Source organism: Streptomyces sp. NPDC005576 (assembly GCF_042871745.1).
Taxonomy (GTDB): Bacteria; Actinomycetota; Actinomycetes; order Streptomycetales; family Streptomycetaceae; genus Streptomyces.
Map to the genome: position 1 here is coordinate 312,857 of NZ_JBIAJC010000009.1, position 24,656 is coordinate 337,512.

The following is a 24,656-nucleotide window of genomic DNA, read 5'->3' on the forward strand; positions in this document are numbered from 1 at the left end:
CCCTCCCGGTCACCCGCGGGACGGGCGCCGTCCGCGTGCCGGGCCGCGGGTGTCCGGCCCACGGGAGCCTTCCGGTCAGAACCCGCGGGTGCGCTTGGCGGCCCTGCGGCCCGCGCCCGTCTCCGTGCCCGGCACCCGCATGAAGAGCCGGGAGATCTCACTGCCGAGGTTCACCCCGATCGCGATGGCCAGCGCCGTCGCCACCGCTGTGGAGAGCGACGCGAGCCCCCGGTCCAGCTCGCCCTGGGCCACGCCCAGCAGCCCGAAGTACGTCGCCGAACCGGGCAGCAGCGGGCCGATGGCCGCCGTGATGAACGGCAGCGAGGAGGTGTAGCGGTAGCGCGAGAAGAGCTGCCCGAAGAGGCCCACCAGTCCGGCCGCCACCGCCGTCGCGGCGACCGGCGAGAGATCGCCGGTGCGGGCCATGGCGCCGTAGACGATCCAGGCGACCCCGCCGTTCAGGGTCACCGCGAGCACGGTGGCCCGTTCCTGCTGGAGCAGGATCGCGAACGCCAGACTCAGCGTCATCGACACCAGGATCTGGACCACCGGCCGGTCATGTGCGACGAAACGTTCCTCCGGATTGAGCGTCGCGCCCAGCTGGAGCCCCAGGTAGAGGACCACGAGGACCCCGACCACGATCCCGATGAAGAAGTACATGACCTCCAGCAGGCGCGCGGCGGCGGTGATGTAGTAGCCGGTCAGCCCGTCCTGCACGCCCGCCACCAGGGCCCGCCCCGGCAGTAGCGCGAAGAGCCCACCGGTGATCACGGCGGACGGCCGCACATCGCCCCAGTGGGTGAGCGTCAGCGCCACCCCGAGCGCGGCGGGCGGCATCGCGGCGACGGTGAACTGGTAGAACTCCGGCAGTCCGCGGCCCGCGCAGAACCAGGCCAGCCGGTCGCCCAGCATCGCGCCGGCCGCCGCCACGAAGAACACCACCACGCCACCGCCGACCAGCACCGAGGCCGCCCCCGCCAGCAGCCCGGCCGCCACCGTGAGCGCCCAGCCGGGGAAGGGGTGGCGGTTGCGCCGGATCTCCGCCAGCCGCCGGTACGCCTCCTCCAGCGAGACGTCCACGTCCTCGGTGGTGATGTCGTCGACCAGCCGGAAGACGGCCGCCAGCCGGTTGTAGTCGGTGCCCCGGCGCCGCACGGTACGGCTCGCCGTGACCGGGTCGTCGACCAGCGAGGGCTGGTGCGAGATGGAGAGCAGCGTGAAGGTGACGGTCGGTTCGCACCGGTCCAGACCGTACGAACGCGTCACCGCGAACATGGCGGCCTCCACGTCCTCGGCCCCCTCGCCCCCGGCCAGCAGCAGCTCGCCGATACGGAGCGTCAGGTCGAGCACCCTCGGTACGGCGGGCCCCGAGTCGTCCGTCCGCTGGACGTTCTCCGCCGCGGGCCGTTCGGTCACCGGCATCCGGAGCATGGTGCGCATCCGGTCCTGCCAGGGCGCCTCCTTGGTCAGCCGGACCATCGGAATGCCGTGCGCGGGGGTGAAAGCGGGCGTCTGGCTCGCGTCGTACGCACGGGGCGGTGCGAAGGCCGAGCCGAGCGTGTCCGAGTTCGGCAGGTTCTTGCCGGCCTGGCCCGAACCGGAAGCGGAACCCGGCCCGCCCGGCTCCGGCTGCACCCCGGCCGGTACCGCGAACTCCGAGGTGGGGTGGTCGTCCTCGAGTGGCGGTGTGGACCGCTCCACCCCGGCGGGCGCGGTGAACGCACTGTGCGCCTCGTCGGACTGGGGCTTCTGGTCCTCCGGACCGCCCTGCTCCGCCACTGCTCGACCTCGCTCTTCCTGGCCCGATGCGTCCTGGCCGCACTCCTGCCCAGTATGGACACGGCCAACGGACCCGCACGCGAGACGGGCGGCACACCGTGAGGTGTACCGCCCGTCCACGCTGTCCTCAGGCCGTCACGGTGACCCGCGGGTCTCGTGACGGACCCGGCCCCGCCCCCCGTACGGAAGCGGAACCGGAAGGAGCCGTGAGGCCCCGGGAGAGAACCGCGTCAGTGCGCGCCGCCGTGGTCCTGCAGACGCTTGTACGAGGCCTCGACCTCGGCCTCGGCCGCGGCGCGGTCGACCCAGTCGGCGCCCTCGACGGACTTGCCGGGCTCCAGGTCCTTGTAGACCTCGAAGAAGTGCTGGATCTCCATGCGGTCGAACTCCGACACGTGGTGGATGTCCTGCAGGTGCTCGACGCGCGGGTCCGACGCGGGGACGCACAGCAGCTTGTCGTCGCCGCCGGCCTCGTCCGTCATGCGGAACATGCCGATGGCACGGCACTTGATGAGGCATCCGGGGAACGTGGGCTCGTCCAGGATGACCAGCGCGTCCAGCGGGTCGCCGTCCTCGCCGAGGGTGTTCTCGACGAAGCCGTAGTCGGCCGGGTAGCTGGTCGAGGTGAAGAGTCGACGGTCCAGGCGGATCCGACCGGTCTCGTGGTCCACCTCGTACTTGTTCCGCGAACCCTTCGGAATCTCGATGGTGACGTCGAACTCCACGGGTGGCTCCTCCATGATCAACACATACGACTGGTGATTAAGTGTCCCCCACGCAGAAGTGTGCTCGCGAAAGGGGCTGGTCAACGGTGGCCGAGCCGGTGGATGAACCGTCGAAGGAACCGTCGGACCCCTGGGGCAAGCTGAAGGGCCTGGCCGGAAAACCGGCCCTGCCGGGCAACTGGCGGCTCGTCGCAGGCTCCGTGGTTCTCGGCCTGGTGGTCGCCGCCGGCGCCGTGTTCGCCGCCGGCCCCTGGGACAACGGTCAGCGTAAGGCCGAACGCGCCCGGGCCGCCGCCATGGGCCGTACAGGTGACACAGCTCACCGCCCTTCCGCGGTGGGTCCGGCCGGCCCCACGCCGGCCCCCAGCGCCGCCGCAGTGCTCGCCGCCCTCGGCTCCGGTACCGGCCGCACCCCGGCGGGGGCCGCGCTCGCGCCGGCCAAGGCGCTGGACCCGCTGATGAAGGCGTCCGCCCTCGGCACCCGTACGACGGCCGTCGTCGTGGACACGGCCACCGGCAAGCGGATCTACGCGCGCGCCGCCGGTACACCGATGACCCCGGCCTCCACCATCAAGCTCGCCACCACGGTCGCCGCGCTCTCCGCGCTCGGCCCCGACCACCGCATCGACACCACCGTGCGCGCCTCGCCCGACCTGCGCACCCTCACCCTCGTCGGCGGCGGCGATCCCACCCTGGACGAGGCGGGGCTGCGCGCACTGGCCCGGTCCACCGCCGAGGCCCTGACGGACCGGAAGGTGCGGAAGGTCGCACTGACGTACGACGCCTCCGCCTACTCCGGGCCCGCCCGTCACCCCATCGGCCCCAACGAGAACCTCGCACCGGTGAGCGCCCTGATGGTCCGCGAGGGGCGCCTCGACAAGAGCGACCACGGCCCCGCCGCGCGCTCCGGCGACCCCGCCGCCGACGCCGCCCGTACCTTCGCCCGGTACCTCCGGGACGGCGGCGTCAGCGCGACGGCCGAACCGCGCCCCCACCGCGCCGCCGCCAAGGCGACCGTCCTCGCCACCCACCGCTCCGACCCGCTCTCCGCGCTGGTCGAACGCACCCTCACCAACAGCGACAACGACCTCGCCGAGGCCCTCGCCCGGCAGACCGCCCTCGGCGCCGGCCGCCCGGCCAGCTTCGCCGGAGCCCGCGGCGCGGTCACCGCCCAGCTGAAGAGGATCGGGATGCCGGTCACCGGCACCCGGCTCGGCGACGGCAGCGGACTCGACCGGAACGACAAGGTGACCGCCGCCCTCCTCGCCGGGCTGCTCGCCCGCGCCGCCGACCCCGCCCACCCCGAACTGCGTCCCGTCCTCACCGGACTCCCGGTGGCCGGTTTCAGCGGCACGCTCGACGGCCGGTACGGCGAGAAGTCGGGCGGCGCCGGACTCGTACGGGCCAAGACGGGCACCCTCACCGGCGTCAACGCCCTGGCCGGCACGGTCGTGGACGCCCGGGGCCGACTGCTCACCTTCGCCTTCCTGACCTCCGGCACCACCTCTCCCGGTGCCGCCGAAAAGGCCCTCGACGACCTCGCCACGGCGCTGGCCACCAGCGCCGGTTAGCGGGGGATTCCCTCCGCCAACGCCCCACCACTCAGGCGCACCCTCACGTACGGTTGACGCATGACGAGCATCGGTGGTGCCGAGATGGTCGACTGGAATCTCGCGGTGGCGACCGCGACCCGGCTCGTACGGCCGGGTCCCGAGATCGACCGGGAGGAGGCGCGCGCCGTCGTCGCGGAGCTGCGCCGCCACGCCAAGGCCTCGGAGGAGCACGTCCGGTCCTTCACCCGGATGATCCCGGAGGGCCCCGGCGCTCCCGTGCCGGCCGACACCCCCGTCCTGGTGGTGGACCGGGCCGGCTGGATCAGGGCCAACGTCGCGGGCTTCCGCGAACTCCTGCGCCCCCTGCTCGCCAAGATGCAGGAGCGGCGCGGCAGCGGCCCCGGCCAGAGCGTCATGGGGGCCGTCGGCGGCAAGGTGACCGGCGTGGAGCTGGGCATGCTGCTCTCCTTCCTCGCCTCCCGGGTGCTCGGCCAGTACGAGACCTTCGCTCCCGCGAGCCGGGAGCTGCCCGCCCTCGACCAGGGCGGCGGCCGACTGCTGCTGGTCGCCCCGAACATCGTCCACGTCGAGCGCGAACTCGGCGTCGACCCGCACGACTTCCGGCTCTGGGTGGCCCTCCACGAGGAGACCCACCGCACCCAGTTCACCGGGGTGCCGTGGCTGCGCGACCACCTCCAGGGCGAGATCCAGTCGTTCCTGAACGAGACCGACGTGGACCCCGCCACCTTCGTCGAACAGCTGCGTGAGGCCGTGCAGTCGCTCGTCGGCGGGCGGCCCGAGGGGGAGAGCGGCGAGGGCGGCGGACGCAGTCTCGTCGATCTCGTCCAGACCCCCGCCCAGCGCGAGATCCTCGGCCGGCTCACCGCCGTGATGTCCCTGCTGGAGGGGCACGCCGACTTCGTCATGGACGGGGTCGGACCCGACGTCGTCCCCTCCGTCGCCGAGATCCGCGAGAAGTTCCAGCAGCGCCGGGCGCGCGGCGCGGGCCGCCTCGACCAGGCACTGCGCAAGCTGCTCGGCATGGATGCGAAACTCCGTCAGTACCGCGACGGCGAGCGGTTCGTGAGCGCCGTGGTCGCCGAGGTCGGCATGGACGGTTTCAACCGGGTCTGGACCTCGCCCAACACGCTCCCGACGAAGGCCGAGATCGCCGCCCCCGCGGAGTGGGTCGCGCGCGTGCACCGTAAGGCAGATTCGTGATCTTGACGCGGCCCACGGCCGCAGAAAGGTCCGCCTATCACCCATCCGAGGGACCATGAGGGCATGGGAAGCCGTGCAATGCTCGATGGACAGCTTGTCTCTGTCACCATCGACGCACTCTGAGTGACGTCAGGGAGGGCACTTCGCCGTCCCGCCTCTCGGAGGCACCTCCCAGAACTCCAGAAGGGCACCGGACATGGGTCCCCATCCTGCGGTCGCGGCGATACGCCTGGCGGTCCGCCGCGTACTCCACGACGTACTCACCGAACACACGCTCCGGACCGGCGAGGGTCTCCTCCCCGGCCGGTCCGGGCACCCCCGCCCCGCCGAAGCCCGCCCCGCCGAAGCCCGTCTCGCCGAAGCCGGCGGAGGCGGCCGGACGGTCTTCCCCGAACGGCCCGTCGCCCCGCCCCTGGTCCTCGTGGCCTGCTCCGGCGGCGCCGACTCCATGGCGCTCGCCTCCGCCCTCGCCTTCGAGGCCCGCAAACTCGACGTACGCGCCGGCGGCATCACCGTCGACCACAACCTCCAGACCGGCAGCGGACTGCGCGCGGCCGAGGTCGTCACCCGTCTGACCGCCATGGACCTCGACCCCGTCGAGGCCGTCGCCGTCCACGTCGGACGCGAGGGCGGCCCCGAAGCCGCCGCCCGTGACGCCCGCTACGCCGCGCTCGACGCCGCCGCCGAGCGCCACGGCGCCGCCACGATCCTGCTCGGCCACACCCGTGACGACCAGGCCGAGACGGTGCTGCTCGGGCTCGCCCGGGGCTCCGGCATCCGCTCGCTCTCCGGCATGGCCGCCGCCTCCGGCCCGGCCGGCCGCTACCGCCGCCCGTTCCTCCAGCTCGACCGCCAGACCGTCCGCAAGGCCTGCCTCGTCCAGTCCCTCCCGGTCTGGGACGACCCGCACAACGCCGACCCCGCCTACACCCGCTCCCGCCTCCGCCACGAGGGCCTGCCCGCCCTGGAGAAGGCCCTCGGCAAGGGCGTCGTGGAGGCTCTCGCCCGTACGGCCCAGCTCTCCCGGGACGACGCCGACGCCCTGGACGGCTGGGCCGCCGAGGCCGAGCGGGCCGTGCGCGACGACGACGGAGAGCTGGACTGCGCCAAGCTCTGGGCGCTGCCGCCCGCCGTACGCCGCCGGGTGCTGCGCCGTGCCGTCATCGAGGCGGGCGCCCCGGCCGGTTCTCTCTTCGCCCGGCACGTCGAGGAAGTGGACCGGCTGATCACCGGCTGGCGGGGCCAGCGCGCCCTCAACCTGCCCGGCCGCGTCGAAGCCCGGCGCCAGGGTGGCAGACTGGTCATTCGGCAGAGCTGAAGAGCAAGCGGCTGAAGTGCAGGCGAGACGGCCGGCCGGGCCCGGGTGACACGCACCGGGCCGGGCGGGCGAAGAAAGAGACGCGGGTGAACGAGAAGGACATGGGCAGCGACCTCCAGTCGGTGCTCCTCACGAAGGAAGAGATCGACGCGAAGCTCGTCGAGCTGGCCGCCAAGATCGACGCGGAGTACGCGGGCAAGGATCTGCTCCTCGTCGGGGTCCTCAAGGGCGCGGTGATGGTCATGGCCGACCTGGCCCGCGCGCTGTCCACCCCCGCCACGATGGACTGGATGGCCGTCTCCTCGTACGGCGCGGGCACCCAGTCCTCCGGCGTCGTCCGCATCCTCAAGGACCTGGACACCGACATCAAGGGCAAGCACGTCCTGATCGTCGAGGACATCATCGACTCCGGGCTGACGCTCTCCTGGCTGCTCTCCAACTTGGGGTCGCGCGAGCCGGCGAGCCTGGAGGTCTGCACCCTGCTGCGCAAGCCGGACGCCGCCAAGGTCGCGATCGACGTGAAGTGGATCGGCTTCGACATCCCCAACGAGTTCGTCGTCGGTTACGGGCTGGACTACGCGGAGAAGTACCGCAACCTCCCCTTCGTCGGCACCCTCGCCCCGCACGTGTACGGCGGCTGACACCCCGACCGGCCCTTCGGGAGCACGGCCCCCGCCGCACGCCGGCCGGGGCCGTTCCCGGAAGACGGCGGCAGCGGGAACCCTTACCGCGCTCCCGCCGTTGAAGGTCTCGAATAAGGGTTTCCGGTACGTCCTCGGCGGTCGAAGGCCACCATGCTGGGGTACGGTCCGAAGAGCAGTCTCAATCTCACAGCAGCATTTACCTACGGGCAGGAGGGACGGGGCGACTTCGCTCCGTATGGATGGACGTGAAGCGATACTTCCGTGGGCCGGTCATGTGGATCGTGCTGGCCGTCCTCGCCGTGGTCGTGTTGATGCAGGTCGTCGGCTCGTCCGGCGGCTACAAGACGGTGGACACCGCCAAGGTGATCCAGGCGATCAGCAAGAACCAGGTGGAGTCGGCCAAGCTGACCACCGGTGACGAACAAATTCTCAAGATCGAGCTGAAGGACGGCCAGAAACTCAAGGGCGAGTCCGGCAGCAAGTTCCAGGCCAGCTACATCGGCAGCCAGGGCGTCGACCTCGCCGACACGCTGCAGCAGAAGTTCGAGAGCGGTGACATCGAGAAGGGTTACACCGTCTCGCCGTCGAAGCAGTCCCCGTTCCTCTCGATCCTGCTGTCGCTCCTGCCCTTCGTCCTCATCGTGGTCATCTTCCTGTTCCTGATGAACCAGATGCAGGGCGGCGGCTCCAAGGTCATGCAGTTCGGCAAGTCCAAGGCCAAGCTGATCACCAAGGACACGCCGAAGACGACGTTCGCCGACGTGGCGGGCTCGGACGAGGCCGTCGAGGAGCTCCAGGAGATCAAGGAGTTCCTCCAGGAGCCGGCGAAGTTCCAGGCCGTCGGCGCCAAGATCCCGAAGGGCGTCCTGCTCTACGGGCCGCCCGGTACGGGCAAGACGCTGCTCGCACGCGCCGTCGCCGGCGAAGCGGGTGTGCCGTTCTACTCCATCTCCGGCTCCGACTTCGTCGAGATGTTCGTCGGTGTCGGTGCCTCCCGGGTCCGCGACCTCTTCGAGCAGGCCAAGGCGAACGCCCCGGCGATCGTCTTCGTCGACGAGATCGACGCGGTCGGCCGGCACCGTGGTGCCGGTATGGGCGGCGGTCACGACGAGCGCGAGCAGACGCTCAACCAGCTGCTCGTCGAGATGGACGGCTTCGACGTCAAGGGCGGCGTGATCCTGATCGCCGCGACCAACCGGCCGGACATCCTCGACCCGGCGCTGCTGCGCCCGGGCCGGTTCGACCGTCAGATCGCGGTGGACCGTCCGGACATGCTCGGGCGCCTGGCGATCCTCAAGGTGCACAAGAAGGGCAAGCCGGTCACCGACGACGTCGATCTGAACGCCGTCGCCCGACGTACCCCCGGCTTCACCGGTGCCGACCTGGCGAACGTGCTGAACGAAGCGGCGCTCCTCACGGCGCGCGGCAACAAGAAGCTGATCGACAACGCCACCCTCGACGAGGCGATCGACCGCGTCGTGGCCGGCCCGCAGAAGCGGACCCGGATCATGTCCGAGAAGGAGAAGAAGATCACCGCGTACCACGAGGGCGGACACGCCCTGGTCGCGGCGGCTTCCCCCCAGTCGGACCCGGTGCACAAGATCACGATCCTCTCCCGCGGCCGTGCCCTCGGTTACACGATGGTGCTTCCGGAGGAGGACAAGTACTCCACGACGCGCAACGAGATGCTCGACCAGCTCGCATACATGCTGGGTGGGCGCGCGGCCGAGGAGCTGGTCTTCCACGACCCGACCACCGGTGCCGCCAACGACATCGAGAAGGCCAGTGCCACGGCCCGCGCGATGGTGACGCAGTACGGCATGACCGAGCGGCTCGGGGCGATCAAGTTCGGCGGTGACAACACCGAGCCCTTCGTGGGCCGCGAGATGGGTCACCAGCGCGACTACTCGGAAGAGGTCGCCGCGCTCGTCGACGAAGAGGTCAAGAAGCTCATCGAGACCGCGCACAACGAGGCGTGGGAGATCCTGGTCGAGAACCGCGACATCCTCGACACCCTGGTGCTCCAGCTCCTGGAGAAGGAGACCCTGGGCAAGGAGGAGATCGCGGAGATCTTCGCCCCGATCGTGAAGCGTCCGGCCCGTCCGGCGTGGACCGGTTCCTCCCGGCGCACCCCGTCGACGCGTCCGCCGGTGCTCTCGCCGAAGGAACTCGCGCTGACCAACGGCTCGGCCGTCGCCAACGGTTCGGCCGGTGCCAACGGCTCGACGGCTTCCTCGGACGCCGCCCCGGCCAAGGACCTCTCCCCGGAGGACCGTCCGGAGAGCTGACCCCCGTACCGAGCAGGTGTGACGGCCCTCACCCGCCGCCCGCCCGCACCGGAATGGATGCCGCGCCCCCCAGGTTTTAGCCTGTGGGGGCGCGGCTTTTTGGGCCGTGCGGACACCGCGCAGCCGGCGCGCAGAGGAACGAGGCACAGATGACCGATCCGGTGACGCTGGACGGCGCTCACGCGACCGGCCCGTACGGCGAGTTCGACGAGAAGCGGGCCGAGGCGGCCGTACGGGAGCTGCTGATCGCGGTGGGCGAGGACCCGGACCGTGAGGGGCTCCTGGAGACCCCCGGGCGCGTCGCGCGGGCGTACCGGGAGATCTTCGCCGGACTCTTCCAGGAGGCCCGGGACGTCCTGACGACCACGTTCGACCTGGGGCACGACGAGATGGTCCTGGTGAAGGACATCGAGGTCTTCTCCACCTGCGAGCACCACCTGGTGCCGTTCCGGGGGGTCGCGCACGTGGGGTACATCCCGGCGACCTCGGGGAAGATCACCGGGCTCTCCAAGCTGGCGCGGCTGGTGGACGTCTACGCGCGCCGGCCGCAGGTGCAGGAGCGGCTCACCACGCAGATCGCCGAGGCCCTGATGGAGATCCTGGAGCCGCGCGGCGTCATCGTCGTCATCGAGTGCGAGCACATGTGCATGTCGATGCGCGGCATCCGCAAGCCCGGGGCGAAGACCCTCACCTCGGCGGTGCGCGGGCAGCTCCGTGACCCGGCGACGCGGGCCGAGGCGATGAGCCTCATCATGGCGCGCTGAGGGCCGGAGCGGCCACTCAGGCCGCGGCCACGCTCTTGTCGTCGTCGTGGTCCTCGGGGAGCTTGCAGACGTGCTCCAGGAAGAGGGCCGCGGCGATGACGGCGAAGGATGCCACCACGGCTGCGCCCGCGTAGATCGCCTGATCGCGGCGGGGCGGCAGGTCCAGGTAGCTCAGCAGGAAGACGGCGGTGCCGCCGTACATCCCGGCGACCAGTGCGGCCACCAGGGCGCTGGCCTGGCCGAAGACGAGGGCCCTGGCCGCCATCAGCGGTTCGACACCCTTGGCCCCCGGCCGCCGCTCGCGCTGGGCGCGGAGCCGGGAGCGCAGCGAGAGGGCCGTCGCCAGCAGGATCGCGGCGATGGCCGCGAGCACGATCGGTGCGGCCAGCGGGACGCTCGGCAGGGTGCCGAAGGCGTCCCAGAGGCGGGCGGCCGCCCAGGAGAGCACGCCCGCGGCGGCGAAGAGGCCGGCCAGTACTCCGAGCCGTAGTTGCTTCACCGGTCACGCCGCCCTTCGCCGCCCGCGTTCCGTCCCGCGGTCCTGTCTGCCCTGAGCCTAACGACTGAGGACCGCCCCGTGATCCCGCGTACCCGGCCGCGTGCCCGAGGTGGGTCTCCGTACCGCCTCCGGGAGTCTCCGGCGGGCGCGCGGGATCACTCGGGCAGGCGGAGTTCCAGGTCGGCGCGGGGCAGCACGCCGTCCCGCCCGACCGCGGCCAGCAGTCCCGCGACCGGGCCGGCGCCCGGCAGCTGGGCGTCGGGGTCCACGTCGTACCAGGGCGCGAGAACGAAGGCCCGCTCCCCGGCTCGCGGGTGCGGAAGCGTCAGGTGCGGGTCGTCCGAGACCACGTCGGCGTACGCGACGATGTCGACGTCGATGGTGCGGGGCCCCCACCGCTCCTCGCGGACCCGGTCGAATGCCTCCTCGATGGCCTGGCCGCGCTCCAGCAGCGAGGACGGCGGCAGCGTCGTCTTCACCACGACCACCGCGTTGAAGTACGAGGGCTGGGAGCCGGGCTCCACCCCCCAGGGCTCCGTCTCGTACACCGGGGAGACCGCTTTGACCCGGACGCCGGGGGTGTCCTCCAGGGCGTCGATGGCGCCCTGGAGGGTCTCCAGCCGGTTGCCCAGGTTGGAACCGAGGGAGATCACGGCCCGCCTGGGGTTGGAGAGGGTGACGTCGGCGTCGTCGACCTGCTGGACGACCGAGGCCGGCACCGGCTGGACCGTGGGATCGCTCTGCCCGCGGGCGGAAAATGCTGTCATGCTCGGCTCCGGGTGATGGTGATGGTCACGTCGTCGAAGGGGACCGTGATCGGGGCATCCGGCTTGTGCACGACCACCTCGACCTCGTGGACCCCCTCGTGCTGGAGACACTGCTGGGCGATGCGCTCGGCGAGGGTCTCGATCAGATCGACCGGCTCGCCCGAGACGATGGCGACGACCTCTTCCGCGACGATGCCGTAGTGCACGGTCCGCGAGAGATCGTCGGCGGCGGCGGCGGCCCGGGTGTCCAGGCTCAGGGCCAGGTCCACGATGAAGGTCTGGCCCTCTTCGCGTTCCCGGGGGAAGACGCCATGGTGTCCACGGGCCTTGAGGCCGCGCAGCGCGACACGATCCACGCGAATCACTCCTGCTGTTGTTGGTCCACGGGGCGCGGGAACCTTCCTTTCGGAGGGTGCCGGGCCCGCGCGTCCCGGCATACCGGTGCCGCGCCCCGGCGGGGCGCCTTCTCCCGAATCTACCCGCGAGCACCGACGGAGCGGGCCCTCGGGTGGGTGCGGCGCGCGCCCCGGACGAGGCCCCCGCCGCGCCCTCGGGCGCTGGTGTCCGCCCATACCCGCTGCCACGGCGCCTCAACCCCGCGGGCCCCGTGCGCCGGATCAGGCCGGAGCTTCCCGCTCCGGTTCCTCGTCGGACTCGGTCAGCACCGGCGAGCCGTGGTGGGACCAGAGCTTCCAGCCGTCGGGGGTGCGCCGGAACAGATTGGTCGCGACGACCAGCTGGCCGACGAGCGGGCCCACGGTGTCGTCGCCCTCGGCCGGGCCGCCGCTGAGGATGTTCTCCGTGCAGTTGACCAGAGCGGTGTCGCCGGTCATGGCGACATCGACGTCGGTCAGGATGAACTGGATGTACTCGGTGTTCGCCATGATGAGCGCGTAGCTGCGGAGCACGTCCCCGCGTCCCCGGAGGACCGGCCAGCCGGGGTGGACGCAGGAGATCGTGAGGTCCTCGCCGGGCAGCCAGCGGTCGGCGAGACGTTCGTAGTCGCCGCTCTCCATCGCCTCGTAGAAGTCGGTGTTCGCCCGTTCGACGGCGGCGACGTCGGCCGTCGCGTCCGAGGCGCCGTTCTCGTCGGAGCCCGCGGGCGGCGTGGTCACACGGCTCCTTCGACGGCACGGCACACGCGTACGGCGTCGGCGCTGGCCCGGACCTCGTGGACCCGGACCGCCCAGGCACCCGCCCGGGCGGAGATCGTGGAGACCGCGGCGGTCGCGGCGTCGCGCTCCCGCGCCGGGGGCGGGGTGCCGTCCGGACCGGCCAGGGTCCGCCCGAGGAACCGCTTGCGCGACGCGGCCACCAGCAGCGGGCGGCCGAGGTCGTGCAGCGCGTCCAGGTGCGCGACGAGCGCCAGGTCCTGGGCGGTGTCCTTGGCGAAGCCGAGGCCCGGGTCGATCACGATCCGCTCCGGGGCCACCCCGCCCGCGACCACGGCGTCCATGCGTTCGCGCAGTTCGGTGACGACCTCGCCGACCACGTCCGCGTACACCGCCCGGGCGTTCATGGACTCGCTGAAGCCGCGCCAGTGCATCACGACGAAGGGCGCCCCGGTCTCGGCGACCACCCGGACCATGTCCGGGTCGGCCAGACCGCCGCTGACGTCGTTCACCAGCACACCGCCGGCCTCGACGGACCGTTCGGCGACCCGGGCCCGCATGGTGTCCACCGAGACCACGGCGCCCTCGGCGACCAGGCCCCGTACGACGGGCACCACCCGGCGCAGCTCCTCGTCCTCGTCGACCCGGCTCGCGCCGGGGCGGGTGGACTCACCGCCGACGTCGATCAGGTCCGCGCCGTCCGCCATCAGGGCCAGCCCGCGCTTGATCGCGGCCGTGGTGTCGAACCACCGGCCTCCGTCGGAGAAGGAGTCGGGGGTCACGTTGACCACCCCCATGACCGCACAGCGGTCCCACTCCGGCAGGCCCTCGATCGTGCCCCGTCCGCGCAACGTACTCATGCGTCCAGCGTAGGGCTTGTCCCCCACGGGCGTGGGGGCGGCGGTCAGCGGGCCGGACCGGCCGCCCCGGCGACCGTCTCCAGCGCGATCCCGGCCCGGGTGCGGTCCGCCGCGTCGGCCCTGATCGAGCGGCGCAGCGCTTCGTGGAGCCGGCCGGGGGTGAGGGCGCCGAGGTAGCGGCCCGACTCCTCGTCGTCCACGACCGCGATCCACCCCGCGTCGTGCTGGAGCATCACGGCGAGGGCCTGCCGGAGCGGGGCGCCGAGCGGGAGCCGGGCGTCCATGGGACGCAGCGCCTCGCGGACGGTGACGTCCCTGCCCGGGACCGCTTCCCGGGCAGGCTGCGCCCCGGCGGGCAGCCAGCCCAGTGGGCGGTCCTGGTCGTCCAGCACCACCGCCCACCGGGCGCCCTCGCCGGCGATCCGCGCGGTGGCGTCCCGGAGGGGTTCGCCGGGCCGGACGACCGGGGGCCGGTCGAGGTCGGCCTCCTCCACCGGGGTGACCGAGAGCCGCTTCAGGCCCCGGTCGGCGCCGACGAAGTCCGCGACGTACGGGGTGGCGGGGGCGCCGAGCACCCGGGCGGGGGAGTCGAACTGCTCGATCCGGCCCTGTCCGTAGACGGCGATCCGGTCGCCGAGGCGGACGGCCTCCTCGATGTCGTGGGTGACGAAGAGGACGGTCTTGCGCACCGTTTCCTGGAGTCTGAGGAACTCGTTCTGGAGGTGCTCGCGGACCACGGGGTCGACCGCGCCGAACGGCTCGTCCATCAGCAGGACCGGCGGATCGGCAGCCAACGCCCTTGCCACGCCCACGCGTTGGCGCTGCCCACCGGAGAGCTGCTCGGGGTAGCGGTCGCCGTGCACCGACGGGTCGAGACCGACCAGATCCAGCAGCTCCGCCGCCCGCTCCCGGGCCTTCGCGCGTTTCCATCCGAGGAGATGGGGAACGGTGGCGGTGTTCTCCAGGACCGTCCTGTGCGGGAAGAGGCCCACTTGCTGGATCACATAGCCGATACGGCGCCGGAGCCGGACAGGATCGATCGCGGATATGTCCTCGCCGTCGAGGTACACCCGCCCCCCGGTCGGTTCGATCAGCCGGTTCACCATCTTCATGGTGGTCGTCTTGCCGCATCCTGACGGGCCCACGAGCGTGACGAGTTCACCCTCCGCCACCTCGAAGGAGAGCGAGTCGACGGCCGTCGTGCCGTCGGCGTACCGCTTGGTGACGTTCTCGAACCGGATCATGGTTCCCCCTTGTAGCGCGCCTGGTGTGACGGGCGTGTTGCTGGAACGGGACGGCCTCCGTGCGGGTCCGTGCACGAGGATAGGCTCGCCGCCGTACCCGCCGCCGGAAGGCCCGGGAAGGGTCCGTACCCCGGAATCGGGACGGTACGTGGGAAGGGGAGGTGGGGGCGGATGGCCGGCTCGGACTGCCTGGTGACGAACGACTGGATCTGCGGCGAGTACCTCCGCACCCGCAGCGGTGAGTTGACGGACGCGACCGTCCAGCACGTCTGGATCACCGCCGTCTCGGTGGCGATCGGGTTGGTGATCGCCTTCCCGCTGGCCCTCCTCGCCCGCCGGGGGCGGCACTTCGCCGGGCCGGTCCTCGGACTGACGACGGTGATCTACACCGTGCCCTCGCTGGCGATGTTCTCCCTGCTGCTGCCCGTCTTCGGGCTGTCCGCCTCCCTGGTGGTCACCGGACTGGTGCTGTACTCGCTGACCATCCTCGTACGGAACATCCTGGCCGGGCTCGAAGCGGTGCCCGAAGAGGTGAAGGAGGCCGCGCGCGGCATGGGGTACGGCCCCGCCAGGCTCCTCTGGGAGGTCGAGATCCCCCTCGCGCTGCCCGCGCTCATGGCCGGCCTGCGGATCGCCTCGGTGTCCACCGTGGCGCTCACCACGGTCGGCTCGCTCGTCGGCAAGGGCGGCCTCGGCAACCTCATCCGGGACGCCCTGCCCAGCCTCTTCAAGGCCCAGGTGCTGGCCGCCTCGGTGCTCTGCGTGGTGCTCGCCGTCGCCGCCGACCTGCTGCTGCTCGGTGTGCAGCGGTGGCTGACGCCGTGGACCCGGGCCCGGGCGGCCACCCCGCTCGCGGCGCCGTCACCGCTGACGACGCCGGTGCCCGTACCGGCACCGACGACGGAACCGGTGACGAAGGCCGCGACGAAGGAGGTGGGCTGAGCCGTGGGAGTGGTCGCGGATGCCTGGACCTGGCTGGTCACGGGCTCCAACTGGTCGGGGGAGGACGGTGCCGCGCACCGCCTCGCCGAGCACCTCTACGTCAGCGGGCTCGCGCTCCTGGTCGCCTGCGCGATCGCGCTGCCCCTCGGGCTCCGGCTCGGCCACCTCGGCCGGGGCGGCGCGCTCGCCATCAACATCTCCAACGTGGGCCGGGCGGTGCCCGTCTTCGCGGTGCTCGCCCTCTTCATGCTCACGCCGCTGCGCAACTCCGGCTACGTGCCGACCGTGATCGCGCTGGTGCTCTTCGCGGTGCCGCCGCTGCTCACCAACACCTACGTCGGCATGACCGGGGTGGACCGCGCGGTGGTCGAGGCCGCCCGGGGCATGGGGATGTCCGGGGTGCAGGTCTTCCTCCGGGTGGAGCTGCCGCTCGCCCACCCCATGATCATGGCCGGGCTGCGGTCCGCCGCCGTGCAGGTGGTGGCCACCGCCTCCATCGCGGCGATGGCCGGGCTCGGCGGGCTCGGACGCGTCATCACCGCGGGATTCAACCGGTACGACACCGCGCAGGTCTTCGCGGGAGCGGTTCTGGTCGCCCTGCTCGCCCTGGTGGTGGAGGGCGTCCTGCTGGCGCTCGACCGGCTGCTGTCGCCCCTGCGGCGGCGGGGGCGCGGGGCGTGAGCCGCCCGGCCCTCCCCTCCCACTTTTCTCATCACTCAACAGCCGTGGACTCAACAGCCGTGGACGGAGAAGGAACATGAGCAGAAACGCACGCATAGCGGGTGCGGTCATCGGGACGATCGCGCTGGCCGGGTCGCTCGCGGCCTGCGGGGGCGACAGCCTGGAGAAGGACGGCAAAGCCGGCTCGACGAGTGGGGCCTCCGCCCCCGCGGACGCCAAGAAGGGCACGCTCGTCGTGGGTTCGGCGGCCTTCACCGAGTCCAAGGTCCTCGCCGAGCTGTACGCCCAGATCCTCGCCGACGGCGGCTGGAGCACCTCGGTCACCACGGTGGAGAACCGGGAGCTGTACGAACCCTCCCTGGAGAAGGGCGAGATCGACGTCATCCCCGAATACGCCGCGACTCTCGCCGAATTCCTCAACGCCAAGGTGAACGGGGCGAAGGAGGCGGAGAAGGCCCCGGTCGCCTCCGGCGACGTCGCGGCCACCGTCGCCGCCCTGCAGAAGCTGGCGACACCGCTCGGTCTGACCGCGCTTCCGGCCGGCGAGGCCGTCGACCAGAATGCCTTCGCGGTGACCAAGGAATTCGCCGCGAAGAACAACCTGAAGACACTTTCCGATCTGGGCAAGTCGAAGATCAAGGTGAAGATCGCGGCCGGTGACGAGTGCGCGGTGCGGCCCTTCTGCGCCCCCGGCCTGAAGGCGACCTACGGCATCGACGTGGCAGGTGTCGACCCCAAGGGCGTCGGTACGCCGCAGGCCAAGCAGGCGGTGAAGGACGGGGTGGACCAGCTCGTGCTGAGCACCACCACGGACGCCGTCCTCGACGCGTACGACCTGGTCTTCCTGGAGGACGACAAGCACCTCCAGAACGCCGACAACCTCCTTCCCGTGGTGAACACGGCGGACGCCGGGTCGCCGGAGGTCGCCAAACTGCTGGCGAAGGTCACCGGCGTTCTGACGACGGAGGATCTCGCGGAACTCAACCGCAAGGTCGACGCGGAGCGCGCCAAGCCGGCGGATGTCGCCAAGGAGTACCTGACCTCCAAGAAGTTGATCGGCTGACCTTCCGGCCACCCCGGATACCCGCGCCTTCCAGGGTGCGGGTATCCGATGGCCGGGATTTCCCCGAGGGATCTCCCTCGCGGATCTTCCGCACGGTTCTCCGGCCTGCGGAAAGCGGGACCGGAGAACCGGCGGCGTTCTTCGACGCGGTGTCAGGTAACCGCAGGGGAACAGATTGCCCGGCGGCCTCCCGTACGCCGATCGCACGCGGTAAATTCCAGCCATGCCCCGTGGACGTCATCGCCATTCGCCACCCCTGCACAAGTTGCTGCCGCCCTCCGCGGTGGCCGGAGTGTCGGTCGTGCTGGCCGCCGGCGCGTGGCTGCCCCTGGACACGATCCCGCTGCGGGTACTCGCGACGGCGGCAGCCGCCACCGGTCTCGTCGGCGCGTATCTGATGCGTACCTGGGACCAGGCCGCGGGACTGCGGGTCGCGGAGCTCCAGCGCGCCCAGGCCGGCGCCGAATGGCGGGCCGAGGAACGCGTCGCGGAGCTGGAACAGGAGCTGGAGGAGGCGCGGGAGCTGCGCGGCCGCCTGGAGACCAAGCTCCGCTCCAAGCGGATGGAGCTCGCCGGACTGCGCGGGGAGCACGCCGGGCTGCTGCGCCGGTACGCCACCGCCGAGACCGAGCGGGCCAGTGCGCTGGAGGGCCGCCGGCAGCTCGCCATCGAGGCGGCGGCCGCCCCCATCGCGCTGCCGCCCGCCCGTTCCACGCCCACCCCGGCCGCGTACCTCGCTGCCGCCCGGGCCCTGCGCGACCTGCCCCACAACGCCGCGCTCCAGCGGGCCCGCCGGACGGCTGAGCAGGCCCGGCAGCGGGATCTCGCCGAGCGTGCCCGGGAGTCGGCCGCGCAGACGGACGGCGCGCGGGGGCGGCATGCCGCGGCCGACGCGTACGTCGACCGTGCGGGCGTCGACCGTGCGGGCGTCGACCGTGCGTCCGTCGACCGTGCGGGCGGCGATCACGCGGCCCCCGGCGGCCGGCCCGACGACCGGCCCGACGACCACCGGGCGAACCGCGCCGGCGGCGACGGCACCCACTCGGCGGACTTCGCCCCCCGGCGGCCCGGTCCGCAGCCCGCGCTGCCCGCACCCCGGGCGGCCGGCCCGTCCCCGGTGCCGGCCCGGGTGGCCCGTACGGTCCCGGCGGCCTCGGCCGTCGTGCCGTACCACGCGCAGCGCCGGGCGCAGGTGCCGCAGGGCGGGTTCGACTTCTTCGGCAGCCAGCCCGACGGCACCCCGGCGCCCGGGACGGCCACGGTTCCCGGTCCGGGCACCGGGGTGCGGCAGTCGCCCCGGCCCGTGCCGGAGGAGGATCTCGCGGACGTGGTCGGTGAAGAGGCGCTGGCCGTGCACCGCAGCCACGCGGGCGATCCGCGCGCGGTCGGCAAGGTCATCGACCTCGCCCCGCCGGACGCCCAGAGGCGCCCCGGCTCTTCCGGCCTGCGGGGCGCGGCTTCCTGACGGGACGCGCGCCCGGACACGGCTTCTCCGGGCTCTACTTGTCGATGTCGCCGACGACGAAGAAGAGCGAGCCCAGGATCGCGACCATGTCGGCGACGAGGGTTCCCGGCAGCAGCTCCGCCAGCGCCTGGATGTTGTTGAACGAGGCCGAGCGGAGCTTCAGCCGGTACGGCGTCTTCTCGCCCTTGGAGACCAGGTAGTAGCCGTTGATGCCGAGCGGGTTCTCGGTCCAGGCGTAGGTGTGGCCCTCGGGGGCCTTGAGCACCTTGGGCAGCCGCTGGTTGATCGGCCCGGGAGCCAGGGCGTCCATCCGGTCGAGGCAGGCGTCCGCGAGGTCCAGCGCGTTGACCGTCTGCTCCAGCAGGCACTCGAAGCGGGCCAGGCAGTCGCCCTCGGTCCGGGTGACCACCTTCAGTACGTCCGTCAGCTCTCCGTACGCGAGGTACGGATCGTCGCGCCGCAGGTCGAAGTCGACGCCGGAGGCACGGGCGATGGGCCCGGACACCCCGTACGCGTGCACCGCCTCGGCGGTCAGCACCCCGACGTCGCGCGTCCGGGCCCGGAAGATCTCGTTGCCGAGCACCAGGTCCTCGTACACGTGCATCCGCGAGCGCACGGAGGCCACGGCGTCCCGCGCCCGGCCGAGCCAGCCCGCCGGGAGGTCCTCCTTGAGGCCGCCGACCCGGTTGAACATGTAGTGCATCCGGCCGCCGGAGACCTCCTCCATCACGGCCTGGAGCTCCTCGCGCTCCCGGAACGCGTAGAACATCGGTGTGATGCCGCCGAGTTCGAGGGGGTAGGACCCGAGGAACATCAGGTGGTTGAGGACCCGGTTCAGTTCGGCGAGCAGGGTCCGCGTCCAGACGGCGCGTTCGGGAACCTCCATGCCGAGCATCCGCTCGACGGCCATCACGACACCCAGTTCGTTGGAGAACGCCGACAGCCAGTCGTGGCGGTTGGCGAGCATCACGATCTGCCGGTAGTCGCGGGCCTCGAAGAGCTTCTCGGCGCCCCGGTGCATGTAGCCGATGACGGGTTCGGCGCTCAGGATGCGCTCGCCGTCCAGGACCAGGCGCAGCCGGAGCACGCCGTGCGTGGAGGGGTGTTGCGGACCGATGTTGAGCACCATGTCGGTGCTCTCCGCCGCGCCACCGATGCCGACCGTCGTCTCCGTCATGCGGCCCAGTATTCCCTGCGCGCGGACGGGCGGTGCCGCTCACCCCACCCGCTGCACCAGCCACCCGAAGTCGCCGAGCCCGCCGCGCGCGGTGAGTTCGGCCGCCTCGCCCGCCGACGCGAGCGCCCGGAGGTACCCGGCGGGGTCGGTGGAGGCCATCGCCAGCGGGGGCCGGCCGCCGAATCCGCCGAATCCGCCGGAGCCGCCGGAGGTACCGAGGCGGCCGAGGGCGGTGCGCTGGTCGAGGAGTTCGGGCGCCGGGCCGCCGGGGGGCGTCCCTGCGGCGGCGCAGGCGTCTAGTGCGACGTGGGCGGTGAGGTCGCAGGAGCCGTCCGGCACCGGAGGCACCTCCCGGCCGGCCCGGAACCCGGTCAGGGTGCCGAACGGCGGCCGGGCGCCACGTACGTGCGCGTAGTCCACGGCCACCGCGCACCCCGCCGCCAGCGAGCCCACCGCCCCGGCCCACGCCCGGTCGCGGGGCAGCCCGATCTCGGCCCGGTCGCCCGGAGCACCCGGTGTCCACCAGCGCTCCAGCCACCGCGCGTCCTCACCGGTCACCGGATCGCCCAGCCGCTCGGCGCCGTCCGAGGCACGGACCAGGACGTACCGGGCGACGCCGTCCGCGTCTGTCTCGGCGACGTCGAGCGGCACGTTGTCCAGCCACTCGTTGGCGAACAGCAGCCCGGTGACCCCCTGGGGCGGCCGCACGCACCACTCGATCCGGGGGTCCAGTCCCGGCGGGCGGTCCGCCAGTTCGACGGCGTACGCGGTGACCGTCAGCCCCTCCGGAGCGGCGGCCAGCACTCCGGCGGCCAGCTCCCCGCGCCCCGCGCCCATGTCGACCAGGGCGACGGTCTCCGTACCCAGCTCCGCCGCCGTACGCGCCAGCAGCCGGGCCACCGCCGCGGCGAAGAGCGGGGAGGCGTGGACCGAGGTACGGAAGTGCCCGGCGGGCCCCTCCGGCCTCCGGTAGAAGCCGCCGTCGCCGTACAGCGCGGCCCGCGCCGCCGCACCCCATCCGAGCCATTCGTCCGTCACGGGGCAAGTCTCCGGCATCCGCCCCGGGCCTCTCTCCACCTTGGGGAGTACGGGCCACCCAAGCGGATCGGCCCTCCGGTTGACCCGGGGCACCCGCGCTCTTCCCTACGCTGGCACAGTGCAGAGCCTCTACGACTTCCTCCGCAGACACCCGACGGGCGTCGACTGCTTCTGGGCCGTCGTCCTCCTCGGGCTCTCCGGGGTGACCTTCGTGTCCGACCCCCCGGCCGGGCTGCGGGAACGGATCTGCACGGTGCCGGTCATCCTGGGGCTCTGCGCCGTGCTGGCGCTGCGCCGCCGGATGCCGGAGCGGATGCTGCTGCTCGCGCTCGGGATCGGGATCGCCCAGGTGGCGCTGGGCGTCGAGACGGGCGTCGCCGACTTCGCCCTGCTGGTGATCATCTACACCGTCGCCGCGTCGGGGGAGCGCTGGGCCTCCCGGCTGGCGCTGGGCTGCGGCCTGCTCGCCGCGGGGATCTCGCAGGCGCGCTGGCCCGAGGAGCAGGGCGGCTGGGTCCAGCAGATCTTCGTCGTGGTCGTGCTGACCGTGCCGTTCGTGCTCGCCTGGGTGCTCGGCGACTCGCTGCGGACCCGGCAGGCGTACTTCCAGGCTCTGGAGGAGCGCGCCGCCCGGCTGGAGCGCGAACGCGAGGCCCAGTCCAAGGTCGCCGTCGCCGCCGAGCGCGCCAGGATCGCCCGTGAACTCCACGACGTCGTCGCCCACAACGTCTCCGTGATGGTGGTCCAGGCCGACGGCGCCGCCTATGTCATGGACGCGGCGCCCGATCAGGCCCGCCAGGCCCTGGAGACCATCTCCACCACCGGCCGGCAGGCCCTCGCCGAGATGCGCCGACTCCTCGGCGTGCTGCGCACCGGCGACTCCGACCCGAGCGGTGAGTACGTCCCCCAGCCCGACGTCGAGCAGATCGACGAACTCGTCGAACAGGTCCGCAAGGCCGGCCTGGCGGTGGACTTCACCGTCGAGGGAACCCCGCGCCCGCTGCCCAGCGGCGTGGAACTGACCGCGTACCGCATCGTGCAGGAGGCGCTCACCAACACACGCAAGCACGGCGGCCCCGACGCCGGGGCGAGCGTGCGGCTGGTCTACTTCGACGACGGCCTCGGACTGCTCGTCGAGGACGACGGACGCGGCTCCCCGCACGAGCTGTACGAGGACGGCGGGGCGGACGGCGCCGGCCACGGCATGATCGGCATGCGGGAACGGGTCGGCATGGTCGGCGGCACGCTCGACGCCGGCCCGCGCCCCGGCGGCGGCTTCCGGATCAGCGCGCTGCTCCCGCTGAAACCGGCCGCCTGACCCGGGCGGCCCCACCCCTTTCGACAGGACAGGACCCCTTCCCCATGGCCATCCGCGTGATGCTCGTCGACGACCAGGCGCTGCTGCGCACCGGCTTCCGCATGGTGCTCGCCGCACAGCCGGACATGGAGGTGGTCGCCGAGGCGGGCGACGGCGCCGAGGCGATCGAGGTGCTCCGCGCCACCGCCGTCGACGTCGTCCTGATGGACGTCCGCATGCCCCGGCTGGACGGGGTGGAGGCCACCCGCCGCATCTGTGCCCAGGAGAACCCGCCGAAGGTGCTCATCCTGACCACCTTCGACCTGGACGAGTACGCCTTCACCGGCCTCAAGGCGGGGGCCAGCGGCTTCATGCTCAAGGACGTGCCGCCCGGGGAGCTGCTGAACGCGATCCGCTCGGTGCACAGCGGGGACGCCGTGGTCGCGCCGTCCACCACCCGGCGGCTGCTGGACCGGTTCTCCCCGATGCTGCCCAGCACCACCCCCGAGCCCGGCGACAAGCGCGTCGAGCGGCTCACCGAGCGGGAGCGCGAGGTGATGCTGCTGGTCGCGCAGGGGCTGTCGAACGGCGAGATCGCGGGCCGGCTGGTGCTCTCGGAGGCCACTGTGAAGACGCACGTCGGCCGCATCCTCACCAAGCTCGGACTCCGCGACCGGGTCCAGGTCGTCGTCCTCGCCTACGAGTCGGGGCTGGTGCGTGCGGGCGGGGCCCGCTGAGCCCTCAGGACACGGCCTACCGCAGCACGCCCTCCAGGAAGTCGCTGCCGAGCCGGGCGACGACCGTGAGGTCCAGCTGGTGCAGTACGTACCGGCCGCGCCGCCGGGTGGTGACCAGCCCCGCCTTCTTCAGCACCGACAGGTGCCGGGAGACCTCCGGGGACGTGATGCCGTGCGCGTCGGCCAGCTCGCCGGTGGTGTGCGGGGAGCGGGCCAGGTTGCGGCAGAGCCGCAGCCGCAGCGGATGGGCCAGCGCCTCCAGGCGCAGCCGGACGGACTCCACCGAGGCGGGCGAGGGCAGCTCGGGCCGGTGCACCGGATAGAGGATCACCGGGCGCCACCCCGGAGAGTGCCCGATCATCAGGTGCGGCCAGCCGAAGCCGGTGGGGATGAGGGTGATGCCGGGCTCCACCCCGGGGCCGGTCGCGGTCGTCCGGGCCGCGTTCAGCTTGTCGACCACGATCCGGCCGCCGTCCTCGCTCAGCGAGAGCGCCGCCGAGACCGCGTCGACCGCGTCGCCGATGCCCTTGCGGCGGAGCACCTCCGTCTTGTGGCGCGCGTCGGCCACCAGCGGGATGCGTGCCCGGTTCCAGGTGTCCGCGAAGAACGCCTCCTCGCAGTCCTCGAAGAGCCGGCGGAGCCAGGCGCGCACCGAGCCGGGGTCGGCGAGCAGCCGCTCGGTGAAGTCGGTCTGGCGCGGGCCGCGCGCGGCGGCCATGTCGCGCGCCCGCTCGCGCGTCGCCGCGTCCGTCAGCGGCGAGGCGGCCCCCGTACCGAAGAAGGAGCACGAGGTGAACTCCAGCGCGGCCGCGACGAACCGCTCCTCGTCCAGCCGGTCCAGGGTGTCCAGGTCCTCGGCGAGGGTGGCACCGGCCCGGCCGCTGCCGCCCGCGATGCCGGTGAACGGCACGAAGACGTCGGAGAAGACGTTCCGCCAGAGGAACTCCGCCTCGTGCAGCCGGTCCGCGAGGTCCGGCGGGAGCGCGGCGGCGGTGGCGGTGACCCAGCCGTGCAGCCCGGGATGGTGCCCCGGCTCGGAGAGCGCGTGCAGCGCCATCCCCAGCTCGGCCAGGGGAGAGGTCTCGAAGACGACGCGGTCGGCGGGCAGCCCGGAGATGTCGATGGTCACGCTCACCCGACCATGGTGCGGGGTGCCCGTCGCCGGATGCACATCGCGTGACGGGGGACGTCAATCGACGCGCGGGTCCGGGCGGGGCCGCGCAGGCTGAATCCATGGACGCGATACAGCAGCAGATGTACGACACCTGGCGCACGGCCCGGAGCGGCGAACGCCCGCCGCCCCTGCCCGGCGCCCACGACCGGGAGGTCCTGCGGGGCCTCCTGCGCGGGTACCGGGCCCGCCGCGAGGCCGCCTCCCGGAGGCGGAGCGAGGCATGGCCCCGGTGGTGAGGCGGCGGGCGGGGGCGGCGGGCGGCCCCGCACGGGCGGACGCGGCCCCGTGCGGGGCGGGTGTGATCGTGT

At 72.6% G+C, this 24,656-nt stretch carries 24 protein-coding genes; 13 read left to right on the plus strand and 11 right to left on the minus strand.

Going from position 1 to position 24,656, the window contains the following annotated elements; genetic code table 11:
* Positions 1-75 precede the first annotated feature (75 nt).
* Positions 76-1,779 carry a threonine/serine exporter family protein gene (locus ACFYPN_RS18520; protein WP_358761140.1) on the minus strand — a complete coding sequence of 568 codons (1,704 nt, stop codon included), beginning with the start codon at positions 1,777-1,779 and terminating at the stop codon, positions 76-78.
* Between the two features lie 230 nt (positions 1,780-2,009).
* Positions 2,010-2,504: an inorganic diphosphatase gene (locus tag ACFYPN_RS18525; RefSeq protein WP_358761181.1), complete on the minus strand. Its 495-nt coding sequence runs from the start codon at positions 2,502-2,504 to the stop codon at positions 2,010-2,012.
* 86 nt (positions 2,505-2,590) lie between these two features.
* On the opposite strand from ACFYPN_RS18525, the gene dacB reads away from it, so the two are divergent.
* The 6 genes from dacB to folE all read left to right on the plus strand — a co-directional run bounded on the left by dacB (position 2,591) and on the right by folE (position 10,292).
* The gene (gene dacB / locus ACFYPN_RS18530) at positions 2,591-4,075 is read left to right on the plus strand and encodes a D-alanyl-D-alanine carboxypeptidase/D-alanyl-D-alanine-endopeptidase (protein ID WP_389299354.1); all 1,485 of its coding nucleotides are present in this window, start codon (positions 2,591-2,593) and stop codon (positions 4,073-4,075) included.
* Positions 4,076-4,135: 60 nt separating this feature from the next.
* Positions 4,136-5,278 carry a zinc-dependent metalloprotease gene (locus ACFYPN_RS18535; RefSeq protein ID WP_358761138.1) on the plus strand — a complete coding sequence of 381 codons (1,143 nt, stop codon included), beginning with the start codon at positions 4,136-4,138 and terminating at the stop codon, positions 5,276-5,278.
* 196 nt (positions 5,279-5,474) lie between these two features.
* Complete coding sequence (gene tilS, locus ACFYPN_RS18540) at positions 5,475-6,596, plus strand: tRNA lysidine(34) synthetase TilS (protein WP_389299358.1); 1,122 nt, start codon at positions 5,475-5,477, stop codon at positions 6,594-6,596.
* A 101-nt stretch (positions 6,597-6,697) separates the two neighbouring features.
* The gene (gene hpt, locus ACFYPN_RS18545) at positions 6,698-7,237 is read left to right on the plus strand and encodes a hypoxanthine phosphoribosyltransferase (RefSeq protein WP_275496049.1); all 540 of its coding nucleotides are present in this window, start codon (positions 6,698-6,700) and stop codon (positions 7,235-7,237) included.
* Between the two features lie 242 nt (positions 7,238-7,479).
* Positions 7,480-9,528, plus strand: coding sequence for an ATP-dependent zinc metalloprotease FtsH (gene ftsH, locus ACFYPN_RS18550; protein ID WP_358761136.1), 2,049 nt, complete (start codon positions 7,480-7,482; stop codon positions 9,526-9,528).
* 149 nt (positions 9,529-9,677) lie between these two features.
* The gene (folE, locus tag ACFYPN_RS18555) at positions 9,678-10,292 is read left to right on the plus strand and encodes a GTP cyclohydrolase I FolE (protein ID WP_358761135.1); all 615 of its coding nucleotides are present in this window, start codon (positions 9,678-9,680) and stop codon (positions 10,290-10,292) included.
* A gap of 16 nt (positions 10,293-10,308) precedes the next feature.
* Here the strand turns inward: folE and ACFYPN_RS18560 are convergent, their stop codons facing one another.
* The 6 genes from ACFYPN_RS18560 to ACFYPN_RS18585 all read right to left on the minus strand — a co-directional run bounded on the left by ACFYPN_RS18560 (position 10,309) and on the right by ACFYPN_RS18585 (position 14,774).
* On the minus strand, positions 10,309-10,791 hold the full coding sequence (locus ACFYPN_RS18560) for a DUF3180 domain-containing protein (protein WP_358761134.1): 483 nt from the start codon (positions 10,789-10,791) through the stop codon (positions 10,309-10,311).
* A 155-nt stretch (positions 10,792-10,946) separates the two neighbouring features.
* A complete protein-coding gene (folK, locus tag ACFYPN_RS18565; protein WP_389299362.1) occupies positions 10,947-11,558 on the minus strand; it encodes a 2-amino-4-hydroxy-6-hydroxymethyldihydropteridine diphosphokinase in 612 nt (203 codons plus the stop codon).
* Positions 11,555-11,914 (minus strand): dihydroneopterin aldolase, encoded by a 360-nt coding sequence (folB, locus tag ACFYPN_RS18570; RefSeq protein ID WP_358761132.1) that lies wholly within the window; start codon positions 11,912-11,914, stop codon positions 11,555-11,557. The genes folK and folB overlap by 4 nt, the downstream gene beginning before the upstream one ends.
* Before the next feature lie 261 nt (positions 11,915-12,175).
* On the minus strand, positions 12,176-12,673 hold the full coding sequence (locus ACFYPN_RS18575; protein WP_358761131.1) for a nuclear transport factor 2 family protein: 498 nt from the start codon (positions 12,671-12,673) through the stop codon (positions 12,176-12,178).
* Complete coding sequence (gene folP, locus ACFYPN_RS18580) at positions 12,670-13,530, minus strand: dihydropteroate synthase (RefSeq protein ID WP_358761130.1); 861 nt, start codon at positions 13,528-13,530, stop codon at positions 12,670-12,672. The genes ACFYPN_RS18575 and folP overlap by 4 nt, the downstream gene beginning before the upstream one ends.
* A 44-nt stretch (positions 13,531-13,574) precedes the next feature.
* Positions 13,575-14,774, minus strand: a complete 1,200-nt coding sequence (locus ACFYPN_RS18585) for an ABC transporter ATP-binding protein (protein WP_389299366.1) — start codon at positions 14,772-14,774, stop codon at positions 13,575-13,577.
* 171 nt (positions 14,775-14,945) lie between these two features.
* Between ACFYPN_RS18585 and ACFYPN_RS18590 the strand changes: the two genes are divergently transcribed.
* The 4 genes from ACFYPN_RS18590 to ACFYPN_RS18605 all read left to right on the plus strand — a co-directional run bounded on the left by ACFYPN_RS18590 (position 14,946) and on the right by ACFYPN_RS18605 (position 18,925).
* Positions 14,946-15,716: an ABC transporter permease gene (locus ACFYPN_RS18590; protein ID WP_358761128.1), complete on the plus strand. Its 771-nt coding sequence runs from the start codon at positions 14,946-14,948 to the stop codon at positions 15,714-15,716.
* A 3-nt stretch (positions 15,717-15,719) separates the two neighbouring features.
* Positions 15,720-16,397 carry an ABC transporter permease gene (locus tag ACFYPN_RS18595; protein ID WP_358761127.1) on the plus strand — a complete coding sequence of 226 codons (678 nt, stop codon included), beginning with the start codon at positions 15,720-15,722 and terminating at the stop codon, positions 16,395-16,397.
* A 76-nt stretch (positions 16,398-16,473) separates the two neighbouring features.
* Positions 16,474-17,460, plus strand: a complete 987-nt coding sequence (locus ACFYPN_RS18600) for an ABC transporter substrate-binding protein (protein ID WP_358761126.1) — start codon at positions 16,474-16,476, stop codon at positions 17,458-17,460.
* Between the two features lie 223 nt (positions 17,461-17,683).
* Positions 17,684-18,925 carry a hypothetical protein gene (locus tag ACFYPN_RS18605; RefSeq protein WP_358761125.1) on the plus strand — a complete coding sequence of 414 codons (1,242 nt, stop codon included), beginning with the start codon at positions 17,684-17,686 and terminating at the stop codon, positions 18,923-18,925.
* 34 nt (positions 18,926-18,959) lie between these two features.
* Here ACFYPN_RS18605 and ACFYPN_RS18610 read toward each other — a convergent pair whose 3' ends face one another.
* Entirely contained in the window at positions 18,960-20,102 is a 1,143-nt protein-coding gene (locus ACFYPN_RS18610; RefSeq protein WP_358761124.1) for an NADH-quinone oxidoreductase subunit D, read from the minus strand.
* Positions 20,103-20,141: 39 nt separating this feature from the next.
* Positions 20,142-21,140, minus strand: a complete 999-nt coding sequence (locus ACFYPN_RS18615; protein ID WP_358761123.1) for an SAM-dependent methyltransferase — start codon at positions 21,138-21,140, stop codon at positions 20,142-20,144.
* A 118-nt stretch (positions 21,141-21,258) separates the two neighbouring features.
* Between ACFYPN_RS18615 and ACFYPN_RS18620 the strand changes: the two genes are divergently transcribed.
* Together ACFYPN_RS18620 and ACFYPN_RS18625 are read left to right on the plus strand one after the other, a co-directional pair.
* Positions 21,259-22,458, plus strand: coding sequence for a sensor histidine kinase (locus tag ACFYPN_RS18620; RefSeq protein ID WP_358761122.1), 1,200 nt, complete (start codon positions 21,259-21,261; stop codon positions 22,456-22,458).
* 44 nt (positions 22,459-22,502) lie between these two features.
* Positions 22,503-23,174, plus strand: coding sequence for a response regulator transcription factor (locus ACFYPN_RS18625; protein WP_358761121.1), 672 nt, complete (start codon positions 22,503-22,505; stop codon positions 23,172-23,174).
* 16 nt (positions 23,175-23,190) lie between these two features.
* Here ACFYPN_RS18625 and ACFYPN_RS18630 read toward each other — a convergent pair whose 3' ends face one another.
* Positions 23,191-24,303, minus strand: a complete 1,113-nt coding sequence (locus tag ACFYPN_RS18630) for a DUF5937 family protein (protein WP_389299451.1) — start codon at positions 24,301-24,303, stop codon at positions 23,191-23,193.
* A gap of 104 nt (positions 24,304-24,407) precedes the next feature.
* Between ACFYPN_RS18630 and ACFYPN_RS18635 the strand changes: the two genes are divergently transcribed.
* Positions 24,408-24,584 carry a hypothetical protein gene (locus ACFYPN_RS18635; RefSeq protein WP_389299372.1) on the plus strand — a complete coding sequence of 59 codons (177 nt, stop codon included), beginning with the start codon at positions 24,408-24,410 and terminating at the stop codon, positions 24,582-24,584.
* Positions 24,585-24,656 lie beyond the last annotated feature (72 nt).